We start from the raw sequence: 17,157 nt of genomic DNA on the forward strand, positions 1-17,157 counted from the left end.
CGCCATGCGCCGCCGCTTCGCTGTGCTGGTGACCGGCCTGCTGATCCTTGGCAGGATCGCCGCCGTGCAGGCCGCGGAAACCACCCCCAGCCAACAGGTGCGCTTTGCCGGCGCCGGCGGCATCGCGCTGGCGGGCACGCTCGCCCTGCCCATGGACACCACAAAGCCGGTGCCTGCCGTGCTGCTGCTGCAGGGCAGCGGGCCGACCGACCGCGACGGCAACCAGCCGCCGGCCCTGCGCACCGACCTGCTGCGCCAGATCGCCGACCTGCTGGCCGCCCGTGGCATCGCCTCGCTGCGCTACGACAAGCGCGGCATGTATGCCAATGCCGCCAGCCTGCCGGCCGACCAGAAAGACTATGCCGAATTCTTCCGCTGGGAGAATTTCGTCGGCGATGCACTGGCCGCCGAGGCCTTCCTCGCCGGGCAGGCGAGCGTCGATGCCCGCCGCATCGCCCTGCTCGGCCATTCCGAGGGCGGCCTGATCGCCCTGGTCGCCGCCCAGACCCTGCAGCAGCAGGGCCGGCCGCCGGCCGCGCTGGTGCTGGCGGCCACGCCGGGCCGGCGGATCGACCAGCTGATCCGCGACCAGATCACCCGCAGCCTGAAGGCCGACAAGACCACCGACAAGCAGCGGCGATTCTTCCTCTCGGCCAATGATCGCGTGATCAAGGCGATCCGCATGACCGGCAAGGTGCCTGATTCCGTGCCGCCGGCATTGCAGCCGCTCTATCCGTTCTATATCGGGCCGTTCATGCAGGCGCAGTTCGCGGTCGATCCGGCGGCGCTGGCCCGCGACTTTGCCGGCCCGGTGCTGATCCTGCAGGGCGCCAGCGATGTCCAGGTGTCGCCCGAGAAGGATGCACTGGCGCTCGATCATGCGCTGCTGCAGCGCGGTCGTGACGACCATGCGGTGTTCATCGTACCGGGCGTCAGCCACAACCTGAAGCCGGTCGATACCGACAGCGAACCGGGCTTCGAGGGACCGGTCAGCGACGCCATCCGCGACCGGCTGGCCGAATGGCTGCAGGCCCGTCTGCAGGCCGGCGGCTAACCCTCGCCGGCCGCGCGGTTGACGATCAGCAGGAACGACAGCAGCGTCGCCACGCCGCAGGCCGCAACGCTGTAGCTGAGCGGCAGGGCCGTCGCATTCAGCGCATGGCCGACACCGATGCCGACCAGCGCCGCCACCGTCATCTGCACGAAGCCCATCAGCGAGGCGGCACTGCCCGCCATCTGCGGAAACGGCTGCAAGGCACCGGCCTGGCCCTGGGGCATGGTCAGGCCGACCCCGGCCGAGAACAGCATCATCGGTCCCACCAGGCTGAACCAGTGCCAGGATTGCCCGGCCGCCCAGGCCCAGGTCTGCAGCGCCGCCATCAGCAGGCCGCCACCAGCGCAGAGAGCGGCGCCGAGCCCGAGCATGGCATTGACGCCGAGCCGGTAGGTCAGGCGCGTGCCGAGGAAGCCGCCGCCGACATAACCGATCACCATCAGCGTGAAGCAGTAGCCATAGGCGAGCGGGCCAACGCCGAAGACACGGCTGAGCGTAAACGCCGAGCCGGAGATGAAGGCGAACAGCCCGGCATAGGAAAACGCCACGCAGAGCACGAAGCCGCGATAGCGCGCATGTCCCGCCAGTGTCGCGAAATTGCGCAGCATCGGCCGGATGCGGGTGGCAGTCGGGTCAGGCCGCCGGTTGCTTTCCGCCAGCAGCAGCAGCACGCAGAGGCCGAGCAGCAGGCCAAGCACCGCCATCACCAGGAAATTGCTCTGCCAGCCAAAGCGGCTGAAGAACCAGCCACCGAAGATCGGTGCCACCGCCGGGGTGACGCCGAGCGTCATCGCCATCATCGACAGCGCACGTGCCGCGGCCGCGCCCTCGAACAGGTCGCGGGCCATGGCACGGCCCAGCACCACGCCCGAACAGGCGCCCAGCGCCTGCACGAAACGCCAGGCAATCAGCATGCCGATGCTGGTCGAGAAGGCACAGCCGACCGAGGCCAGCGTGAAGATGGCGATGCCGGCCAGCAGCACCGGGCGGCGGCCGAAGCGGTCGGAGGCCGGGCCATAGATCAGCTGGGTGACGGCAAAGCCGGCGAGAAAGGCACTGAGCGTCAGTTGTACCGCGGCAGCATCGGTCTGGAACACCGCCGTCAGGCCGGGCAGCGACGGCAGGTACATGTCCGTGCTGAGCGGGCCGAGCGCGGTGATGAAACCGAGCAGGATGATCAGCGCGGTCGAGTCGCGGGACAGCGGGCGCATCGCGGCCCGCTCAGCCGTGCAGGTGCAGGGCGGCGCCGTGGCGGCGCAGCCACAGCTGGGCCGCCCGCAGGTCGGTCTCGCCGCCCAGCAGCTGGGCGCAGAGCCGCCAGAAGGCGCCGCTGTGGTCCATGTGGCGCAGATGGGCCACCTCGTGGGCGATCAGGTAGCGGGTGACCAGCGGCGGCGCCATCAGCAGCCGCCACGAGAAGGACAGGTTGCCGTGCGAGGAGCAGCTGCCCCAGCGGCTCTGGGTGTCGCGGACGGTGACCCGGCGCACCACCACCCCGAGGCCGGCGGCCATATCCCGCGCTGCAGCACCGAATTCGTCCCGGGCCCGCCGCTTGAGCCAGTCACGCAGCCGGCGAGGCAGGTGTTCGGCCTGGCCGCTGATATGGATTTCGCCGTTTTCCAGCCAGACTCCGCCCCGCAGGTCCGGCCGGTGGCGAATCGTATGGGCAATGCCCTGCAGGGGCAGCGAGGCCCCGTCCTCCCAGACCTGGACGGCCGGACGCTCGTCCTGACGGGCGAGAATCCAGTCGGCCTGTTCGACCACAAACCGCTGGCCGGACCGCAGGCTGGCGCGGACCGGCAGGACCAGGACCACGGCGCCGTCGCGGGGCATGACGCGCAGCAACATGCGGCGGGCCCGCGAGTCGCGCCTGACCTGGAACGGAAAGCTGCGGCCACCGAGCGACAGGCTGTCGGGGCCGATTTCGACCGATGCGGAAATCTGCTTGGCCAAAGACTGGTCCTTGTCATATAACCGTAACATAAACGCCGCATGACTGTCGTCATACGAACCATAAAAAAGTCGCTCTCCACGACTCGGGTGGATTCTTTAGCATTGGAGACAGCAATATGAAATCGACAGGGAAACTCGCGCGCACCGCGCTCGCGATGCTGGCCGCTTCGGCCGTTTGCGCGGTGTCCAGCGGGGCACTCGCGGCCGACCGGACCGAAATCCAGTGGTGGCACGCGATGGGCGGCCGCCTGGGCGAGCTGGTCAAGGAAATCGCCGACAACTTCAACAAAGGTCAGGACAAGTACACGGTGGTTGCCGTCAACAAGGGCAACTACTCCGAGACCCTGACCGCCGCCATGGCCGCCTACCGGGCCGGCAAGGGCCCGACCATCGTGCAGGTCTTCGAGGTCGGCACCGCGACCATGATGGCCGCCAAGGGCGCCATCGTTCCGGTCTACAAGGTGATGCACGATGCCGGCTACAAGTTCGACCCGGCTACCTACATCCAGTCGGTGACCGGCTACTACACGACGACGGACGGCCAGATGCTGTCCTTCCCGTTCAACTCGTCGACCCCGGTCATGTACTACAACAAGGACGCGTTCAAGAAAGCCGGTCTTGATCCCGAGAATCCGCCCAAGACCTGGGAAGAGATGGCCGTCGCCCTGCCGAAGCTGAAGGCTTCGGGCGTTGCCTGCCCGCTGACCACCGGCTGGCAGAGCTGGGTGCAGCTCGAGAATTTCTCGGCCCTGCACAACGTGCCGTTCGCCACCAAGTCGAATGGCTTTGGCGGCATCGACACCCAGCTGGTCTTCAACGGTCCGCTGCAGGTCCGCCATATCGGCAACCTTGCCAAATGGGCCAAGGAAGGCCTGTTCGTCTATGGCGGCCGCAAGGATGAGTCTGCGGCCAAGTTCGTCTCGGGCGAATGCGCCATCTTCATGCAGAGCTCGGCCGGTTACGCCACAGTCAAGACCCAGGCCAAGTTCAACTGGGGCATTGGCATGCTGCCGTATTATGCCGATGTGAAGGGCGCGCCGCAGAATTCGATCATCGGCGGTGCCTCCCTGTGGGTGCTGGCGAAGCACAGCGCGGCCGAATACAAGGGCGCCGCGGCGTTCTTCGATTATCTCTCGGCGCCTGAGACCCAGAGCTGGTGGCACAAGAACAGCGGCTACCTGCCGATCACCCCGGCGGCCTACGAGCTGACCAAGGTGTCGGGTTTCTATGCCGCCAATCCGGGCACCGACACCTCGGTCAAGCAGATGACCCTGCATACCCCGACCGAGAATTCGAAGGGCCTGCGGCTCGGCAACTTCGTGCAGATCCGCGATGCGATCGACGAGGAGCTCGAGGGCGTCTGGGCGGGCAAGAAGACCGCCAAGGAAGCACTTGATACCGCCGTCGAACGCGGCAACAAGCTGCTGCGCCAGTTCGAGCGCGACAACAAGCGTTAATCTGCTGTAACAGGGGGGAAGCCCGCATCTTGACTTGCCGGATGCGGGCTTCTTCTATGGCGCGATATGGAAAAACGAGTCGTCTTCAATAACAGGGTCCTGCCCTATCTGCTGGTCGCCCCGCAGATCGCCATCACCCTGATCTTCTTCATCTGGCCGGCCAGCCAGGTGATCATCCAGTCGCTGCTGCGCGAGGACGCCTTCGGCACGGTGTCGCATTTCGTCGGCCTGGAAAATTTCCAGATCGTGCTGACCGACGAATATTACCTGCATTCAATCATCACCACGGCGATCTTCAGTGTTCTGGTGGCCGGCCTCGGCCTCGGCCTGTCACTGCTGCTGGCAGTGACCGCCGACCGCATCGTGCGCGGCGCCACCGCCTACAAGTCCCTGATCATCTGGCCATACGCGGTGGCCCCGGCCGTCGCTGGCGCGCTCTGGGGCTTCATCTTCCTGCCCGGTCCCGGCGTGCTGGCCTATTTCCTCGCCCGCATCGGCGTGGACTGGAACTACCTGCTCAACGGCACCCAGGCGATGATCGTCGTCGTTCTGGCGGCAACCTGGAAGCAGATCTCCTACAATTTCCTGTTCTTCCTGGCCGGCCTGCAGTCGATCCCGAAATCGCTGATCGAGGCGGCGGCCATCGACGGCGCCAGCCCGACGCGCCGCTTCTGGACCATCATCCTGCCGCTGCTGACGCCGACCCTGTTCTTCCTGATCGTCGTCAACATGACCTACGCCTTCTTCGAGACCTTCGGCGTCATCCATGCCACCACTCGCGGCGGCCCGGCCAAGGCGACCGAAATCCTGGTCTACAAGGTCTGGTATGACGGCTTCGAGGCCCAGGACCTGGGCGGATCGGCGGCCCAGTCGGCGATCCTGATGGCCATCGTGATCGTGCTGACCGTCATGCAGTTCCGCTACATCGAGCGCCGGGTGCATTACTGATGATCGAACGCCGCCCCGTCGCCGATTTTTTCAGCCACGCGATCATGCTGGTATCGATCGCCATCGTCGTCTTTCCGATCTACCTGGCGGTCGTCGCGGCCTCGCATACCCTGCAGGACGTGATGCAGGCGCCGATGCCGCTGCTGCCCGGCGACCTGCTGTTCCACAATCTGGCCGCCGCCCTGTTCAACGGGCCGGAAAACGTCATGGCGGGCGGCAGTTCGCCGGCCCTGATGCTGATGGTGAACAGCATCATCATGTCGCTGGCCATCGCCATCGGCAAGATCGCCATCTCGCTGCTGTCGGCCTTTGCTATCGTCTATTTCCGCTTCCCGCTGCGGATGTTCTTCTTCTGGATGATTTTTATCACCCTGATGCTGCCGGTCGAGGTGCGCATCCTGCCGACCTACAAGATCGTCGCCGACCTGGGCATGCTCGACAGTTACGGCGGCCTGGTGCTGCCGCTGATCGCTTCGGCAACGGCGACCTTCTTCTTCCGCCAGTTCTTCATGACGGTACCGGACGAAATGATCGAGGCCGCCCGCATCGACGGCGCCGGGCCGTTGCGTTTCCTGTGGGACATCCTGATCCCGCTCAGCCGCACCAACATCGCGGCCCTGTTCGTCATCCTGTTCATCTACGGCTGGAACCAGTATCTCTGGCCGCTGATGGTATCGACGGACGTTCGCTATCAGACCATCGTGCTGGCGCTTGGCCGCATGATGCTGGCGCCGGAGGCGGCCTACGAATGGCCGATCATCATGTCGACCGCCGTGCTAGCCCTGCTGCCGCCGATTCTGGTCGTGGTGCTGATGCAGCGCTGGTTCGTCAAAGGCCTTGTAGAGACGGAAAAATAGTCATGGCAAAAGTTACGCTGCAGGGCGTCAAGAAAAATTACGGGCCGGTCAGGGCGATCCATGGCATCGACATGGAAATCGCGGACGGCGAGTTCATCGTCATCGTCGGTCCGTCGGGTTGCGGCAAGTCGACCCTGCTGCGCATGATCGCCGGTCTCGAGGCGATCACCGAGGGCACCGTGTCGATCGGCGACCGCGTGGTCAACCAGATCGAGCCGGCCGATCGCGACATCGCCATGGTGTTCCAGAATTACGCGCTCTATCCGCATATGAGCGTCTACGAGAACATGTCCTACGGCCTGCGCATCCGCGGCAAGAGCAAGGCCGAGATCGAGCAGCGCGTGCAACGCGCCGCCGAAATCCTGCAGCTGCAGCCCTATCTGCAGCGCCGGCCGCGCGAACTGTCGGGCGGCCAGCGCCAGCGCGTCGCCATGGGCCGGGCCATCGTGCGCGAACCCAGCGTGTTCCTGTTCGACGAACCGCTGTCCAACCTGGATGCCAAGCTGCGCGTGCAGATGCGCCTCGAGATCAAGCGGCTGCACCAGCAGCTCGGCGTGACCTCGATCTACGTCACCCACGACCAGGTCGAGGCGATGACGCTGGCCGACCGGTTGGTGGTGATGAACCAGGGCCGCGCCGACCAGATCGGCACCCCGCAGGACGTTTACAACCGCCCGGCCACCACCTACGTCGGCGGCTTCATCGGGTCACCCGCGATGAATTTCATCGCCTGCCGCGTCGAGGGCAATGCCGGGGCCCTGCAGCTCATCCTGCAGGATGGCGCCCGACTGGCGGCACCGGCGGCATGGTCGATGCCGGCCGGCGATTACCTGCTCGGCCTGCGCCCCGAACAGCTCCGTCTGGCCCGGCCGGGCGAGACACCGCAGCTGGAACTGCTGGTGGATGTCGCCGAGGAGCTGGGGGCGGACACCCTGCTGCACGGGCGGATCGCCGGCGAGGAGATCGTGGCCCGCGTGCCCAGCAATGCCGGCTTTCACGACCGGTCTCGTCCCGGCATGATGGTGGACATGGCATCGACGCATTTGTTTGATCGCGAAAGCGGCCTGCGCATCGCAGCCGGCAGCCCCTGAAGCAGGCCGCCCGGAAGCCCCTCGCCGCGCGGCTAATCCGATCCGAGATTAAACGACCCGGTGAAGGTACTGGACGGCCCGAGATTCGGGCGCGCCTCGGCAGCTTCCCGGCTCAAGCCGTCGCAGCTGAAGGTGGCCCGGATCGGCGATGTCGCCGAGCAGGCATACAGGTCCAGCTTGTTTTCCATCAGCCCTGGATTGGTGCAGTTCCTGGTTACCAGCCGGCGGATGTCCTCGACCGAATTGAGCGCCTTGCTGTAGCAGACCGACAAGGTCGGCTTGCCGTTTGGCCCCTTCTGTGGCGCCAGGGAGGCCACGGCATACTGGCTTTCTTCCCCGGGCTTCCAGTTGGCCAGGGTATACGGTTCAGGACCCGCGCCGCTGCATGCCGCAAGCAGGCACAGCAGGCCCACAGCCTGTGCCAAACGGATTGATCCGGCAGACAGTTCCATCCGGTTAAAATGCCTTCCTTCGGCGCCTCCCGCAACGGCTGTCCCTTACAAAAGCACGTATTTCAGGGCATAGTCCGCGCCGGTTTCCCCTCTGGACCCCGGATTTCAGCATGCCCAGCATTCAGTGGCGCGGCCTTCCCGTTATCGTGACCGGCGGCGCCGGTTTCATTGGATCGAACCTGGTGCACCGGCTGGTCGGGCTTGGCGCCGCGGTGACCGTGGTCGACCGCATGCTGGCGCAATATGGCGCCAATCCCTTCAACCTCGCGGAAGCCGAGGATCGGATCACCCTGATCGAGGCCGATATCGGCGCCGAGGGCGCGATCGACGCGGCGGTCGGCCAGGCCGCCGTGATCTTCAACCTCGCCGGCCAGACCTCGCATATGGATTCCATGCAGCAGCCGCTGGAAGACCTGCGGCTCAACCAGGAGGCCAACCTGCGCTTCCTGGAGCTGGTGCGCCGCCGCAATCCGCAGACACGGCTGGTGTTCAGCTCGACCCGTCAGTTCTATGGCCCGCCGCGCTATCTGCCGGTGAACGAGGCGCACCCGATCGTGCCGCCGGACATCAACGGCATCCACAAGTTCGCCGCCGAAACCTACCACCTGCTGTATGCCCGTATTTACGGTCTGCGCACCACCGCGCTGCGGCTGACCAACGTGTTCGGTCCGCGCATGCGCATCCGCGATGCCAAGCAGACCTTCCTCGGCGTGTGGATCCGCCATGTGGTGCAGGACACCGCCTTCGAGGTCTGGGGCGGCGAGCAGCGCCGCGACTTCACCTATGTCGACGACCTGATCGATGCCCTGCTGCTGACCGCCGGCAGCGACGCCACCATCGGCCAGGCCTTCAATGTCGGCGGCTGCCCGCCGCTGACCCTGCTCGACCTCGCCGAACTGCTGGTGCGCGGTTCCGGCAGCGGTCGGTATGAGCGTAAGGAATTCCCGGCAGAGCGCAAGAAGATCGACATCGGCGACTATTACAGCGACGATACGGCTTTCCGTGCCGCGACCGGCTGGCAACCGGCCACCACGCTGACCGATGGCCTCGCCCGCACCGTCTCGTACTATCGCGGCAATGCCGCGCATTATCTGTGAGCTCCGCAGCATGATCCCGCAGACCAATCCGAAAGCGACCTACCTGGAACAGAAGCCGGCGATCGACGCGGCGATCCGGCGCGTGCTCGACAGCGGCTGGTATGTCGGCGGCGAAGAGGTTGCCGCTTTCGAGGCCGAGTTTGCCGCCTGGAGCGGCAGCCGCCATGCGGTGGCGGTGGCCAGCGGCACCGATGCCCTGATCGTTGCACTCCGCGGCCTCGGCGTCGGCCCCGGCGATGCCGTCATCACGGTGTCCCATACTGCCGTTGCCACCGTGGCCGCCATCGAGCTGACCGGCGCAACGCCGGTGCTGGTCGATGTCGACCACTACTGGACGCTCGATCCTGAGCGGCTGGAGGCCCTGCTGGCGAACTGGCCGGCCGAGGCACCAAAAGCCAAGGCGCTCATTCCGGTGCACCTCTATGGCCAGCCGGCGGCGATGCCGGCCCTGCAGGCGATCGCCGACCGCCACGGCCTCGCGGTGCTGGAAGACAATTCCCAGGCCCATGGCGCGATGCTCGGCGGCCGCATGGTCGGCCGCTGGGGCAAGGTCGCGGCCTACAGCCTGTATCCGACCAAGAATCTCGGTGCCATCGGCGATGGCGGCATCATCACCACCGACGACGACGCACTGGCCGAAATCATGCGGGCCTTGCGTGAATACGGCTGGCGCCAGCGCTATATCAGCGACATTGCCGGCATGAACAGCCGCCTCGATCCGCTGCAGGCGGCGATCCTGCGCACCAAGCTGACCAGCCTCGACCACGACACTGCGCGCCGGCAGGCGGTTGCCGCCCGCTATACCGAGGGCCTCGCCGGCCTGGCCGGCCTTGCCCTGCCCGCCGTCCGTGACGGCGCCGTGCCGGCCTGGCACCAGTATGTCATCGACGCCGGCGCCCGCCGCGACGCCCTGCAGGCCGCCCTGCGCGAAGCCGGCATCGGCACGCTGGTGCATTATCCGGTGCCGGTGCATCTGCAGCCGGCCTACAAGGGCAGGATCGTGCTGGGCCCCGGCGGCCTGCCGCGCACGGAAGCGGCGGCCGGCAGCATTCTCAGCCTGCCGATGTTCCCGCAGCTCGCGGATGCGGATGTCGCCGCGGTGATCGCCGCGGTGCGGCGGATCTGGGGCTGAGACGGCTCAGGCCGAGCGGGTGATCAGGAAGACGCCGCCGCAGACCAGCAGGATGCCAGCCAGCTTCGGCAGGCTCATCGCCTCGCCATAGAGCCAGACGCCGAGAAACGCCACCAGCACGTAGGACAGCGAGACGCTCGGGAAAGCCACCGAGACCGGGATGCGCCGCAGCGCGTACATGTAGCACAGCGCGGCAGCGAAATAGAGTGCGAGACCGGCAATAGACGACACACTGAAGAACTGCTGCAGCAGCGTGTCGCCATGGGCACCCGCCTTCAGCAGCACCTGCCCGACCACGCCGAGCAGGATGCCGATGCCAAGCGCGACATAGAAAATCGTCATACGGCATCCTCCTGCTCCGCGGACGCCAGCGCGGCGCGCGGGTTGCGCTGCACGTCACGCACCACGAATTGCGGCTTGCGGTTGATGGTCAGGAACAGCCGGCCGAGATACTCGCCGACCAGGCCGAGCATGATCAGCTGCACGCCGGCCAGCAGCAGCACGGCGCCCATCAGCGAGGCATAGCCCTGCGGCGTGCCACCGCGCAGCGCCTCGAGCAGGACGATCAGGAACACGAGGATGCCGAGCCCGGCCATCAGGAAGCCGACCAGGGTGCCGATCCGCAGCGGCATGACCGAGAAGTTCAGGAACATCGACAGGAACAGCCGCACCAGCCGGCGGATCGTGTAGTTGCTGCGCCCCTCGGCGCGCGGCAGATGGTCGACCTGCAGTCGCCCGATATTCTGCGTCACCTGCATCAGCAGCCCGTCGACATAGGGGAACGGTCCCGCATGGTCGAGGATCGCCTTGGCGGCAAAGGCGCTCATGCAGCGGAAACTGGACAGATACAGGCCTTTCGGCTTGTCGAGCAGGTGGTCGGCACACCAGTTGGTGAAGCGGCTGCCGAGATTGCGCCACAGCGCATGCTTCTTCTCGGCGTAATACGTATAGACGACGTCGAAGGCATGCTCGCTGGCATAGCGCCACAGCCGGACGACTTCTTCCGGCGGGTTCTGCAGGTCGTCGTCCATGGTGATGACATAGGCGCCGCGGGCCTGGCTGAGGCCGGCCATCACCGCATTATGCTCACCGAAGTTCCGCGCCAGGTTGACCACGGTCAGCGCCACCTCGTTGCGCCGGCACAGGTCACGGCAGACATCGAGCGAATTGTCCGGGCTGTTGTCGTTGACCAGCACGACCTCGAGGCCGCCGGGCACCTGCAGCCGGGCCAGCGCCTCGACCAGAACCGGCACGCTGGTGGCGCCGTTATAGACCGGCACGACAATCGACAGCGCGAAGGCTGACTCGTTCATGGCTTCCTTGCCCGTATCCAGACCGACCCGCCGAACGGCAGTGCCAGCCCTGCGCGGGCCAGCCGGCCTTCGACCGCGGTCGCGGTGAAAAACAGCCGGTCCTGCCACGGCGGAAAGGCCTGCACATCGCTGCCCGCCCTGCCGTGACCGGCGACCAGCCGGTGCAGCAGCATTAGCGGAAACAGCAGGCTGTTCCAATAGCCGGCAGTGACCGTGGCGAAACCGGCCGCCTGCACCATGCGCCGCGCCGCGCCCGCGGTGTAGCGGCGGGCATTCTGGACATGGGCGTCATGGGCCGAGGCCATCCACTGATAGGCCGGCAGATTCAGCACCAGCAGGCCGCCGGGCCGCAGGCAGCGATAAAACTCGGCCAGCGCCTGTCCCGGCTCGACGCCGGCATGGCACAGCACGTCGGCACTGATGATGGCGGCGAAACTGGCGTCGGCAAACGGCATGGCATGCACCGATCCGGTGATCACCGGCAGGCCGGTCTTCGCCTGCGCGACCGCCGCCGCCTCGGCGTCGTATTCCAGCCCGGCGAGCGCCAGGTCGGGCCGGGCTGCAACCAGACGGGAGAGCAACCCGCCGGTCCCGCAACCGGCATCCAGCACGGCCTGGCCCGGCGCCAGCCCGGCGCGACTGACCTGGTCCAGCAGGCGGGCATGCAGGGCGCGGAACCACCACATGGTTCCTTCCAGCGCTGCCATGCGGCGATATTCCGACCGTTCCATAGGTGTGACAGGTTTCCGATTGATTTCCGCAACCACCAATGATTTACCAAGGGCAGCCGTGGTTCCGCCAGTACCGCCGGAACCATATCCGTCACGCCCCGCAGCCGCCCCTGCGAACAACCAGTCCCGTGTCATGAACCAGTCCGTCCAGGCCGAACCCGCGGCCACCCAGCGCCGCTTCGACTGGTCCCGCGTGCTGTACGGGTTCGTGCTGGTTGTCTGTGCCGCCTGGATCATCGGCTACTTCTTCCCGCCGATTAACCACGACACGGCGGTGCTGCTGTATATCTCCAAACAATGGCTGAACGGTGGCCGGCTGTTTGTCAACGAGATCGACATCAACACGCCGCTGGTCTTCGTGGTGCACCTGCTGCCCGAGGTGCTGGCCAAGCTGACCGGCCTGCCCGGCACCACCATGCTGGTCGCCCTGCTGGGCCTGGGGATCGCTGCCTCGTTCATGACCTGCCGCTGGGTGCTGGCGGCCAGCCTCGACCCGGCCCATGCCACCGCCGATGCCCTGCTGCCGCTGCTGCTGCTGTTCCTGCTGATCGTGTTTCCGGGCGGCACCTTCACCCAGCGCGAACACATCATGCTGGTGCTCAGCATGCCCTACCTGCTGGTTGCCGGCGGCCGCGCCGACGGCGAGGCCCTGACCCTGCGGCTGAAGATCGCCACCGGCCTGATGGCCGGCGTCGGCTTCGCCATGAAGCCGTATTTTCTCGGCATCCCGCTGCTGGTCGAACTCTACGTGCTGTCGCAGCGCGGCCTGCGCCGCAGCGTTGCCGACCCGGCGCCGTGGTCGATCCTCGGCGTCTGCATCGCCCACGCGCTGTTCGCAGTGATCGTCACCCCGGAATATTTCACCGTGGTCTGGCCGATCGCCACCGCCTTCTACAGCGAGGTCAGCAACTGGAGCATGATCGACTTGGCGCTGAGCGCCAATCTCGGCCCGCCGACCGCCGTGCTGCCGCTGCTCGGCCTCGCCGCCTTCTTCGCCGTCCGCTCGCATCTGGCGCGGGTCATCTTCATGGCCGGCGTCGGCGGCCTGATCTCGGCCTACGGCCAGCACAAGGGCTGGCCGTATCATGCACTGCCGGCCCAGGCCTTCACCCTGCTGCTGGCCGGCGTGATCATCGCCCATGTGATGGATCATGTGGTCTGGCCGCGGCGCGGCGATGCCCGGCCGGCGCGGCTGTTCGCCGCCGCACTGATGATCCTGGTCTTTTACCAGGAGGGCCTGCACAGCCGGCCGTTCTACAAGCAGCTCGACTATAACGGCTCGGAACTGCAGCGGCTGATGCAGATCGTCAAGCAGGAGGCGCGCAACAACCGCATCCTGATCCTGTCGCCCGGCATCTATCCGCATTTCCCGATGCTGAACTACCTGAACATGCGCATGACCATGCCCTTCGAGAGCATGTGGCTGATCCAGGGCGCCTATGCGGAATGCCACGACCTCGCGCCGCTGTACAATCCGCCGGACAACATGAGCCCGGCCGAGGCCTTCGTGTTCCGCCGCGTGCCGGAAGACTTCAACCGGATGAAGCCGTCGCTGCTGATCGTCGACAACGTGCCCGGCATTCCGCGCTGCCAGGGCGAGACCTTCGATTATCTGGAGTATTTCTCGCGCAATCCGCTGTTTGCCAAGCGGCTCGAGGATTACGACAAGATCATGGATTTCGAGCGCTACACGATCTATCGCCGGCGCATCAAGGACAAGACACCGCCGCCGAAGGCCGACGAGCCCTGAACAGGCAGGCCCTGAGCGGGCTCATCCACGTTTATCAGACGTGGAAGCTCTCGCCGCAGCCGCAGCGGCCCTTTTCGTTGGGATTGCGGAACACGAAGCCGGATTGCAGCTTGTCTTCCACCCAGTCGATCTCGGTGCCGAAGATATACATCTGCGCCTTCGGCTCGATCAGCACGGTGACGCCCTTGTCCTCGACCAGCTCGTCGAACTTGCCCTTCTCCTCGGCATATTCGATGTCGTAGGACATCCCCGAGCAGCCCTTGGTCTTGATGCCGATGCGCAGGCCGACGATCGGCTTGTCGGCCCGTTCGATCAGGTCGCGGATGCGCGCCGCCGCCGCGTCGGTGAGCGTCACCGGCTTGAAGGCGGGCCGCGGGGCCGCGGCAGTCTCGGTTGCAACCATGGTCTTTGCGTCCTTACATCATTCCCAGTTCGAGCCTTGCGGCTTCGGACATATGCTCCGTCGACCATGGCGGATCCCACACCACCTCGACGGTCACCTCGCCCACCCCGTCCAGCGACCGGGTCTTGTATTCGACCTCGGCCGGCATCGACTGGGCGGCGGGGCAGTTCGGCGAGGTCAGGGTCATCTCGACCCGGACATCGCGCGCCTCGTTGACCTCGACATTGTATATAAGGCCGAGTTCGTAAATGTTAACCGGGATTTCCGGGTCAAAGACGGTCTTCAGCTGCTCCACAACCTCGTCGCGGAGCGCTTCCGGGCTGGCCGGAGCCGCCTGTTTCTCTGCACCTGTCGCCGACATCAGCCGAAAATCTCCCTGACACGCTGCAGCCCGGCGCAGAGGGCATCGATATCCGCCCGGGTGTTGTAAAGACCGAAAGAGGCCCGCACCGTCGCCGGCACGCCGAACCGCTCCATCAGCGGATGGGCGCAATGCTGGCCGACGCGGACGGCAACGCCCTCCCGGTCAAGAATGGTGCCGATATCGTGGGGGTGAATACCCCCCATCACAAAAGAAATCACCCCGGCCTTGTCCTCGGCCTCGCCGATGATCTGCAAGCTATTGATCGCCTTCAGATTTTCGGTCGCGTAGAGCAGCAGGTCATGCTCATGGGCGCCAATCGCTTCAAGTCCGATGCCCTGCACGTAGTCGATGGCGGCGGCGAGGCCGGCGGCCTCGACGAAGGCCGGGGTGCCGGCCTCGAACTTGTGCGGGATGTCGTTGTATTCGGTCTTCTCGAAGGTGACCGACAGGATCATGTCGCCGCCGCCCTGCCAGGGCGGCATCGCCTCCAGCAGCGCCGCCTTGGCGTAGAGCACACCGATGCCGGTCGGGCCATACAGCTTGTGGCCGGTAAACACGTAGAAATCGGCATCCAGCGCCTTCACGTCGACCGGCATGTGCTGTACCGCCTGGCTGCCGTCGATCAGCGCCAGGGCGCCCTTTTCATGGGCGACCCGGATCACGTCGGCGACCGGCACGATGGTGCCCAGCGTGTTCGAGACATGGGTGATGGCGACCAGCTTGGTCCTTGGCCCGATCAGGGCGACGAAGTCGTCCCAGATCAGCTCGCCGCGGTCGTTGACCGGGGCGACCTTGAGCACGATGCCGCGGCGGTCGCGCAGCAGCTGCCACGGCACGATATTGGCGTGATGCTCCATATGGGAGATCAGCACCTCGTCGCCCGGCTGCAGGAACTTTTCGCCCCAGCTGTAGGCCACCAGGTTGATCGCCTCGGTGGCATTGCGCACGAAAACGATCTCGCGGCTGTCCGGCGTACCGATGAAGGCCGCCACGGTCTCGCGCGCCTTCTCGTAGATGTCGGTCGACACCTGGCTGAGGTGATAGATGCCACGATGCACGTTGGCATAGCTCTGCTCGTACATCCGCGACATGGTGTCGATCACCACGCGCGGCTTCTGGGCGCTGGCGCCGCTGTCGAGGAAGGCGAGCGGCTTGCCGTGCACTGTCTGCGACAGGATCGGGAAATCGGCGCGGATGCGCTCGATGTCGAACGGCGCCGGCTTGGCCTTGGGCAGCGCGCTCATGCCGCACCTCCCGTCTGCGCCAGCCAGCCGGTGACGAAGGCCTCGACATGGTCGCGCAGCGCGCCCTCCGGCACCGCCTCGACGATCTCGGCAGCAAAGCCGGCCAGCAGCAGGCGACGGGCCTCGTCGGGACCGATGCCGCGCGCTCCCATGTAGAACAGATGCTGGGCATCGAGATCGCCGATGGAGGCGCCGTGGCTACATTTCACGTCGTCGGCAAGGATTTCCAGTTCCGGCTTGGTGTCGATCTGCGCCCGGTCGGCCAGCAGCAGCGTGCGGCTGAGCTGGCGCGCATCGGTCTTCTGGGCATCAGGCGCCACCCGGATGCCGCCCTGGAAGACCGCATGGCCGCGATCGTCCACCACATGCTTGAACAGCTGGTTGCTGTTGCAGCCGGGTTCGGCGTGATGCAGCTGCAGGGTATGGTCGATATGGCTGGTGCCGCGCGCCAGCACCAGACCCTGCACGTCGACCTCGGCATTGCGGCCGGTATAGTCGATCTGCAGTTCGTGACGCGCCACGGCGCCGCCGGCCTGTATCGAGACATGGGCGTAGCGCGCATCGCCGGCCACCGTCACCTGGCCGAGCGCCGCATGATAGATGCCCGCCGCCTCGTCCTGCAGGCGGATGTGGGTAAGCTGCGCGCCCTCTTCGACGGCGATGCGGCTGAACACATTGGTCCAGCCGGCCGCCGTCGCCGTGCCGCCGTCGCGATAGCTTTCGACAATGGTGGCGCGGGTGCCGCGACCGATGCGGATGGCATGGCGCAGGTTGACCAGCGCCGGGGCCCCGAAGGCGACGATCTCGACCGGTTTCTCCAGCACGACGCCATTGGCGACATCAAGCAGCAGGCCATCGCTGGCCAGCGCGGCATTCAGTTCGCCGAGGCTCGCGGCGCGGCCATCGCCGGCCGAGGCCAGCGTGACTGCAAGTTCGCCACCGGCCTGGCTGAGCGGCAGCAGCCGCACGCCGTCCGGCAGGCCCTGCAGCCGCGAGGCGGCGGCATCGAAGCGGCCGTTGACGAAAACAAGGCGATAGCTGGCATCGCCCGCGAGGGCGGCGGCGGCCAGACGCTGCGCATCCGCTGCACCGTCATTGGCAGGCAGCACCCATTGCTGGCGCTCCAGCGCGGTCAGGCCGGTGAACTTCCAGGTTTCCAGCTTCTGGGTCGGCAGGCCGTGGCTACGGAAGGAGTCCAGGGCCGCGCGGCGACGCGCCATCACCTCGGGGCGGTCGGCGCCAGGCAGGCTGCCGGCGGTCGCTTCCCAGGCGGCCGCGAGCGTTTCGGTGAGCGGTTGGGCTGACATGGCG

General features: G+C 66.2%; 18 protein-coding genes. 8 read left to right on the forward strand and 10 right to left on the reverse strand.

Annotation, left to right across the window (positions count from 1 at the left end; genetic code table 11):
• Positions 1 to 4 precede the first annotated feature (4 nt).
• A complete protein-coding gene (locus ACFOOQ_RS02200; protein WP_379721126.1) occupies positions 5 to 1,054 on the forward strand; it encodes an alpha/beta hydrolase family protein in 1,050 nt (349 codons plus the stop codon).
• On the opposite strand, the gene ACFOOQ_RS02205 is transcribed toward ACFOOQ_RS02200, so the two are convergent.
• Complete coding sequence (locus tag ACFOOQ_RS02205; RefSeq protein ID WP_379721129.1) at positions 1,051 to 2,265, reverse strand: multidrug effflux MFS transporter; 1,215 nt, start codon at positions 2,263 to 2,265, stop codon at positions 1,051 to 1,053. The two genes, ACFOOQ_RS02200 and ACFOOQ_RS02205, sit on opposite strands and share 4 nt — an antisense overlap.
• A 10-nt stretch (positions 2,266 to 2,275) precedes the next feature.
• Positions 2,276 to 3,007, reverse strand: a complete 732-nt coding sequence (locus tag ACFOOQ_RS02210; protein ID WP_379721132.1) for a M48 family metallopeptidase — start codon at positions 3,005 to 3,007, stop codon at positions 2,276 to 2,278.
• A 116-nt stretch (positions 3,008 to 3,123) separates the two neighbouring features.
• Here ACFOOQ_RS02210 and ugpB point away from each other — a divergent pair, with 116 nt between their 5' ends.
• The 4 genes from ugpB to ACFOOQ_RS02230 all read left to right on the forward strand — a co-directional run bounded on the left by ugpB (position 3,124) and on the right by ACFOOQ_RS02230 (position 7,360).
• The gene (ugpB, locus tag ACFOOQ_RS02215) at positions 3,124 to 4,464 is read left to right on the forward strand and encodes a sn-glycerol-3-phosphate ABC transporter substrate-binding protein UgpB (RefSeq protein WP_379721135.1); all 1,341 of its coding nucleotides are present in this window, start codon (positions 3,124 to 3,126) and stop codon (positions 4,462 to 4,464) included.
• A gap of 66 nt (positions 4,465 to 4,530) precedes the next feature.
• On the forward strand, positions 4,531 to 5,412 hold the full coding sequence (gene ugpA / locus ACFOOQ_RS02220; protein ID WP_379721138.1) for a sn-glycerol-3-phosphate ABC transporter permease UgpA: 882 nt from the start codon (positions 4,531 to 4,533) through the stop codon (positions 5,410 to 5,412).
• A complete protein-coding gene (ugpE, locus tag ACFOOQ_RS02225) occupies positions 5,412 to 6,269 on the forward strand; it encodes a sn-glycerol-3-phosphate ABC transporter permease UgpE (RefSeq protein WP_379721141.1) in 858 nt (285 codons plus the stop codon). Before ugpA ends, ugpE begins: the two co-directional genes overlap by 1 nt.
• 2 nt (positions 6,270 to 6,271) lie before the next feature.
• On the forward strand, positions 6,272 to 7,360 hold the full coding sequence (locus ACFOOQ_RS02230) for a sn-glycerol-3-phosphate import ATP-binding protein UgpC (protein ID WP_379721144.1): 1,089 nt from the start codon (positions 6,272 to 6,274) through the stop codon (positions 7,358 to 7,360).
• A 32-nt stretch (positions 7,361 to 7,392) separates the two neighbouring features.
• Here ACFOOQ_RS02230 and ACFOOQ_RS02235 read toward each other — a convergent pair whose 3' ends face one another.
• A complete protein-coding gene (locus ACFOOQ_RS02235; protein WP_379721147.1) occupies positions 7,393 to 7,812 on the reverse strand; it encodes a hypothetical protein in 420 nt (139 codons plus the stop codon).
• 110 nt (positions 7,813 to 7,922) lie between these two features.
• Between ACFOOQ_RS02235 and ACFOOQ_RS02240 the strand changes: the two genes are divergently transcribed.
• On the forward strand, positions 7,923 to 8,909 hold the full coding sequence (locus ACFOOQ_RS02240) for an NAD-dependent epimerase/dehydratase family protein (RefSeq protein ID WP_379721150.1): 987 nt from the start codon (positions 7,923 to 7,925) through the stop codon (positions 8,907 to 8,909).
• Positions 8,910 to 8,919: 10 nt separating this feature from the next.
• On the forward strand, positions 8,920 to 10,041 hold the full coding sequence (locus ACFOOQ_RS02245; protein ID WP_379721153.1) for a DegT/DnrJ/EryC1/StrS family aminotransferase: 1,122 nt from the start codon (positions 8,920 to 8,922) through the stop codon (positions 10,039 to 10,041).
• Positions 10,042 to 10,047: 6 nt separating this feature from the next.
• Here the strand turns inward: ACFOOQ_RS02245 and ACFOOQ_RS02250 are convergent, their stop codons facing one another.
• The 3 genes from ACFOOQ_RS02250 to ACFOOQ_RS02260 are packed head-to-tail and all read right to left on the reverse strand — an operon-like array spanning position 10,048 to position 12,061.
• On the reverse strand, positions 10,048 to 10,383 hold the full coding sequence (locus tag ACFOOQ_RS02250) for a DMT family transporter (protein ID WP_379721156.1): 336 nt from the start codon (positions 10,381 to 10,383) through the stop codon (positions 10,048 to 10,050).
• Positions 10,380 to 11,354, reverse strand: a complete 975-nt coding sequence (locus ACFOOQ_RS02255) for a glycosyltransferase family 2 protein (RefSeq protein WP_379721159.1) — start codon at positions 11,352 to 11,354, stop codon at positions 10,380 to 10,382. The genes ACFOOQ_RS02250 and ACFOOQ_RS02255 overlap by 4 nt, the downstream gene beginning before the upstream one ends.
• Positions 11,351 to 12,061, reverse strand: a complete 711-nt coding sequence (locus ACFOOQ_RS02260) for a class I SAM-dependent methyltransferase (RefSeq protein WP_379721162.1) — start codon at positions 12,059 to 12,061, stop codon at positions 11,351 to 11,353. Before ACFOOQ_RS02260 ends, ACFOOQ_RS02255 begins: the two co-directional genes overlap by 4 nt.
• 157 nt (positions 12,062 to 12,218) lie before the next feature.
• On the opposite strand from ACFOOQ_RS02260, the gene ACFOOQ_RS02265 reads away from it, so the two are divergent.
• Complete coding sequence (locus tag ACFOOQ_RS02265) at positions 12,219 to 13,835, forward strand: hypothetical protein (protein ID WP_379721165.1); 1,617 nt, start codon at positions 12,219 to 12,221, stop codon at positions 13,833 to 13,835.
• 34 nt (positions 13,836 to 13,869) lie between these two features.
• On the opposite strand, the gene ACFOOQ_RS02270 is transcribed toward ACFOOQ_RS02265, so the two are convergent.
• The 4 genes from ACFOOQ_RS02270 to sufD are packed head-to-tail and all read right to left on the reverse strand — an operon-like array spanning position 13,870 to position 17,153.
• Positions 13,870 to 14,238 (reverse strand): HesB/IscA family protein, encoded by a 369-nt coding sequence (locus ACFOOQ_RS02270; RefSeq protein ID WP_379721168.1) that lies wholly within the window; start codon positions 14,236 to 14,238, stop codon positions 13,870 to 13,872.
• Between the two features lie 13 nt (positions 14,239 to 14,251).
• Complete coding sequence (locus ACFOOQ_RS02275; RefSeq protein WP_379721171.1) at positions 14,252 to 14,599, reverse strand: SUF system Fe-S cluster assembly protein; 348 nt, start codon at positions 14,597 to 14,599, stop codon at positions 14,252 to 14,254.
• Entirely contained in the window at positions 14,599 to 15,846 is a 1,248-nt protein-coding gene (locus ACFOOQ_RS02280; RefSeq protein ID WP_379721174.1) for an aminotransferase class V-fold PLP-dependent enzyme, read from the reverse strand. The genes ACFOOQ_RS02275 and ACFOOQ_RS02280 overlap by 1 nt, the downstream gene beginning before the upstream one ends.
• A complete protein-coding gene (gene sufD / locus ACFOOQ_RS02285) occupies positions 15,843 to 17,153 on the reverse strand; it encodes a Fe-S cluster assembly protein SufD (protein WP_379721177.1) in 1,311 nt (436 codons plus the stop codon). The genes ACFOOQ_RS02280 and sufD overlap by 4 nt, the downstream gene beginning before the upstream one ends.
• Positions 17,154 to 17,157 lie beyond the last annotated feature (4 nt).

Origin of the sequence: Ferrovibrio xuzhouensis (assembly GCF_042648965.1) — a bacterium.
GTDB lineage: Bacteria > Pseudomonadota > Alphaproteobacteria > Ferrovibrionales > Ferrovibrionaceae > Ferrovibrio > Ferrovibrio xuzhouensis.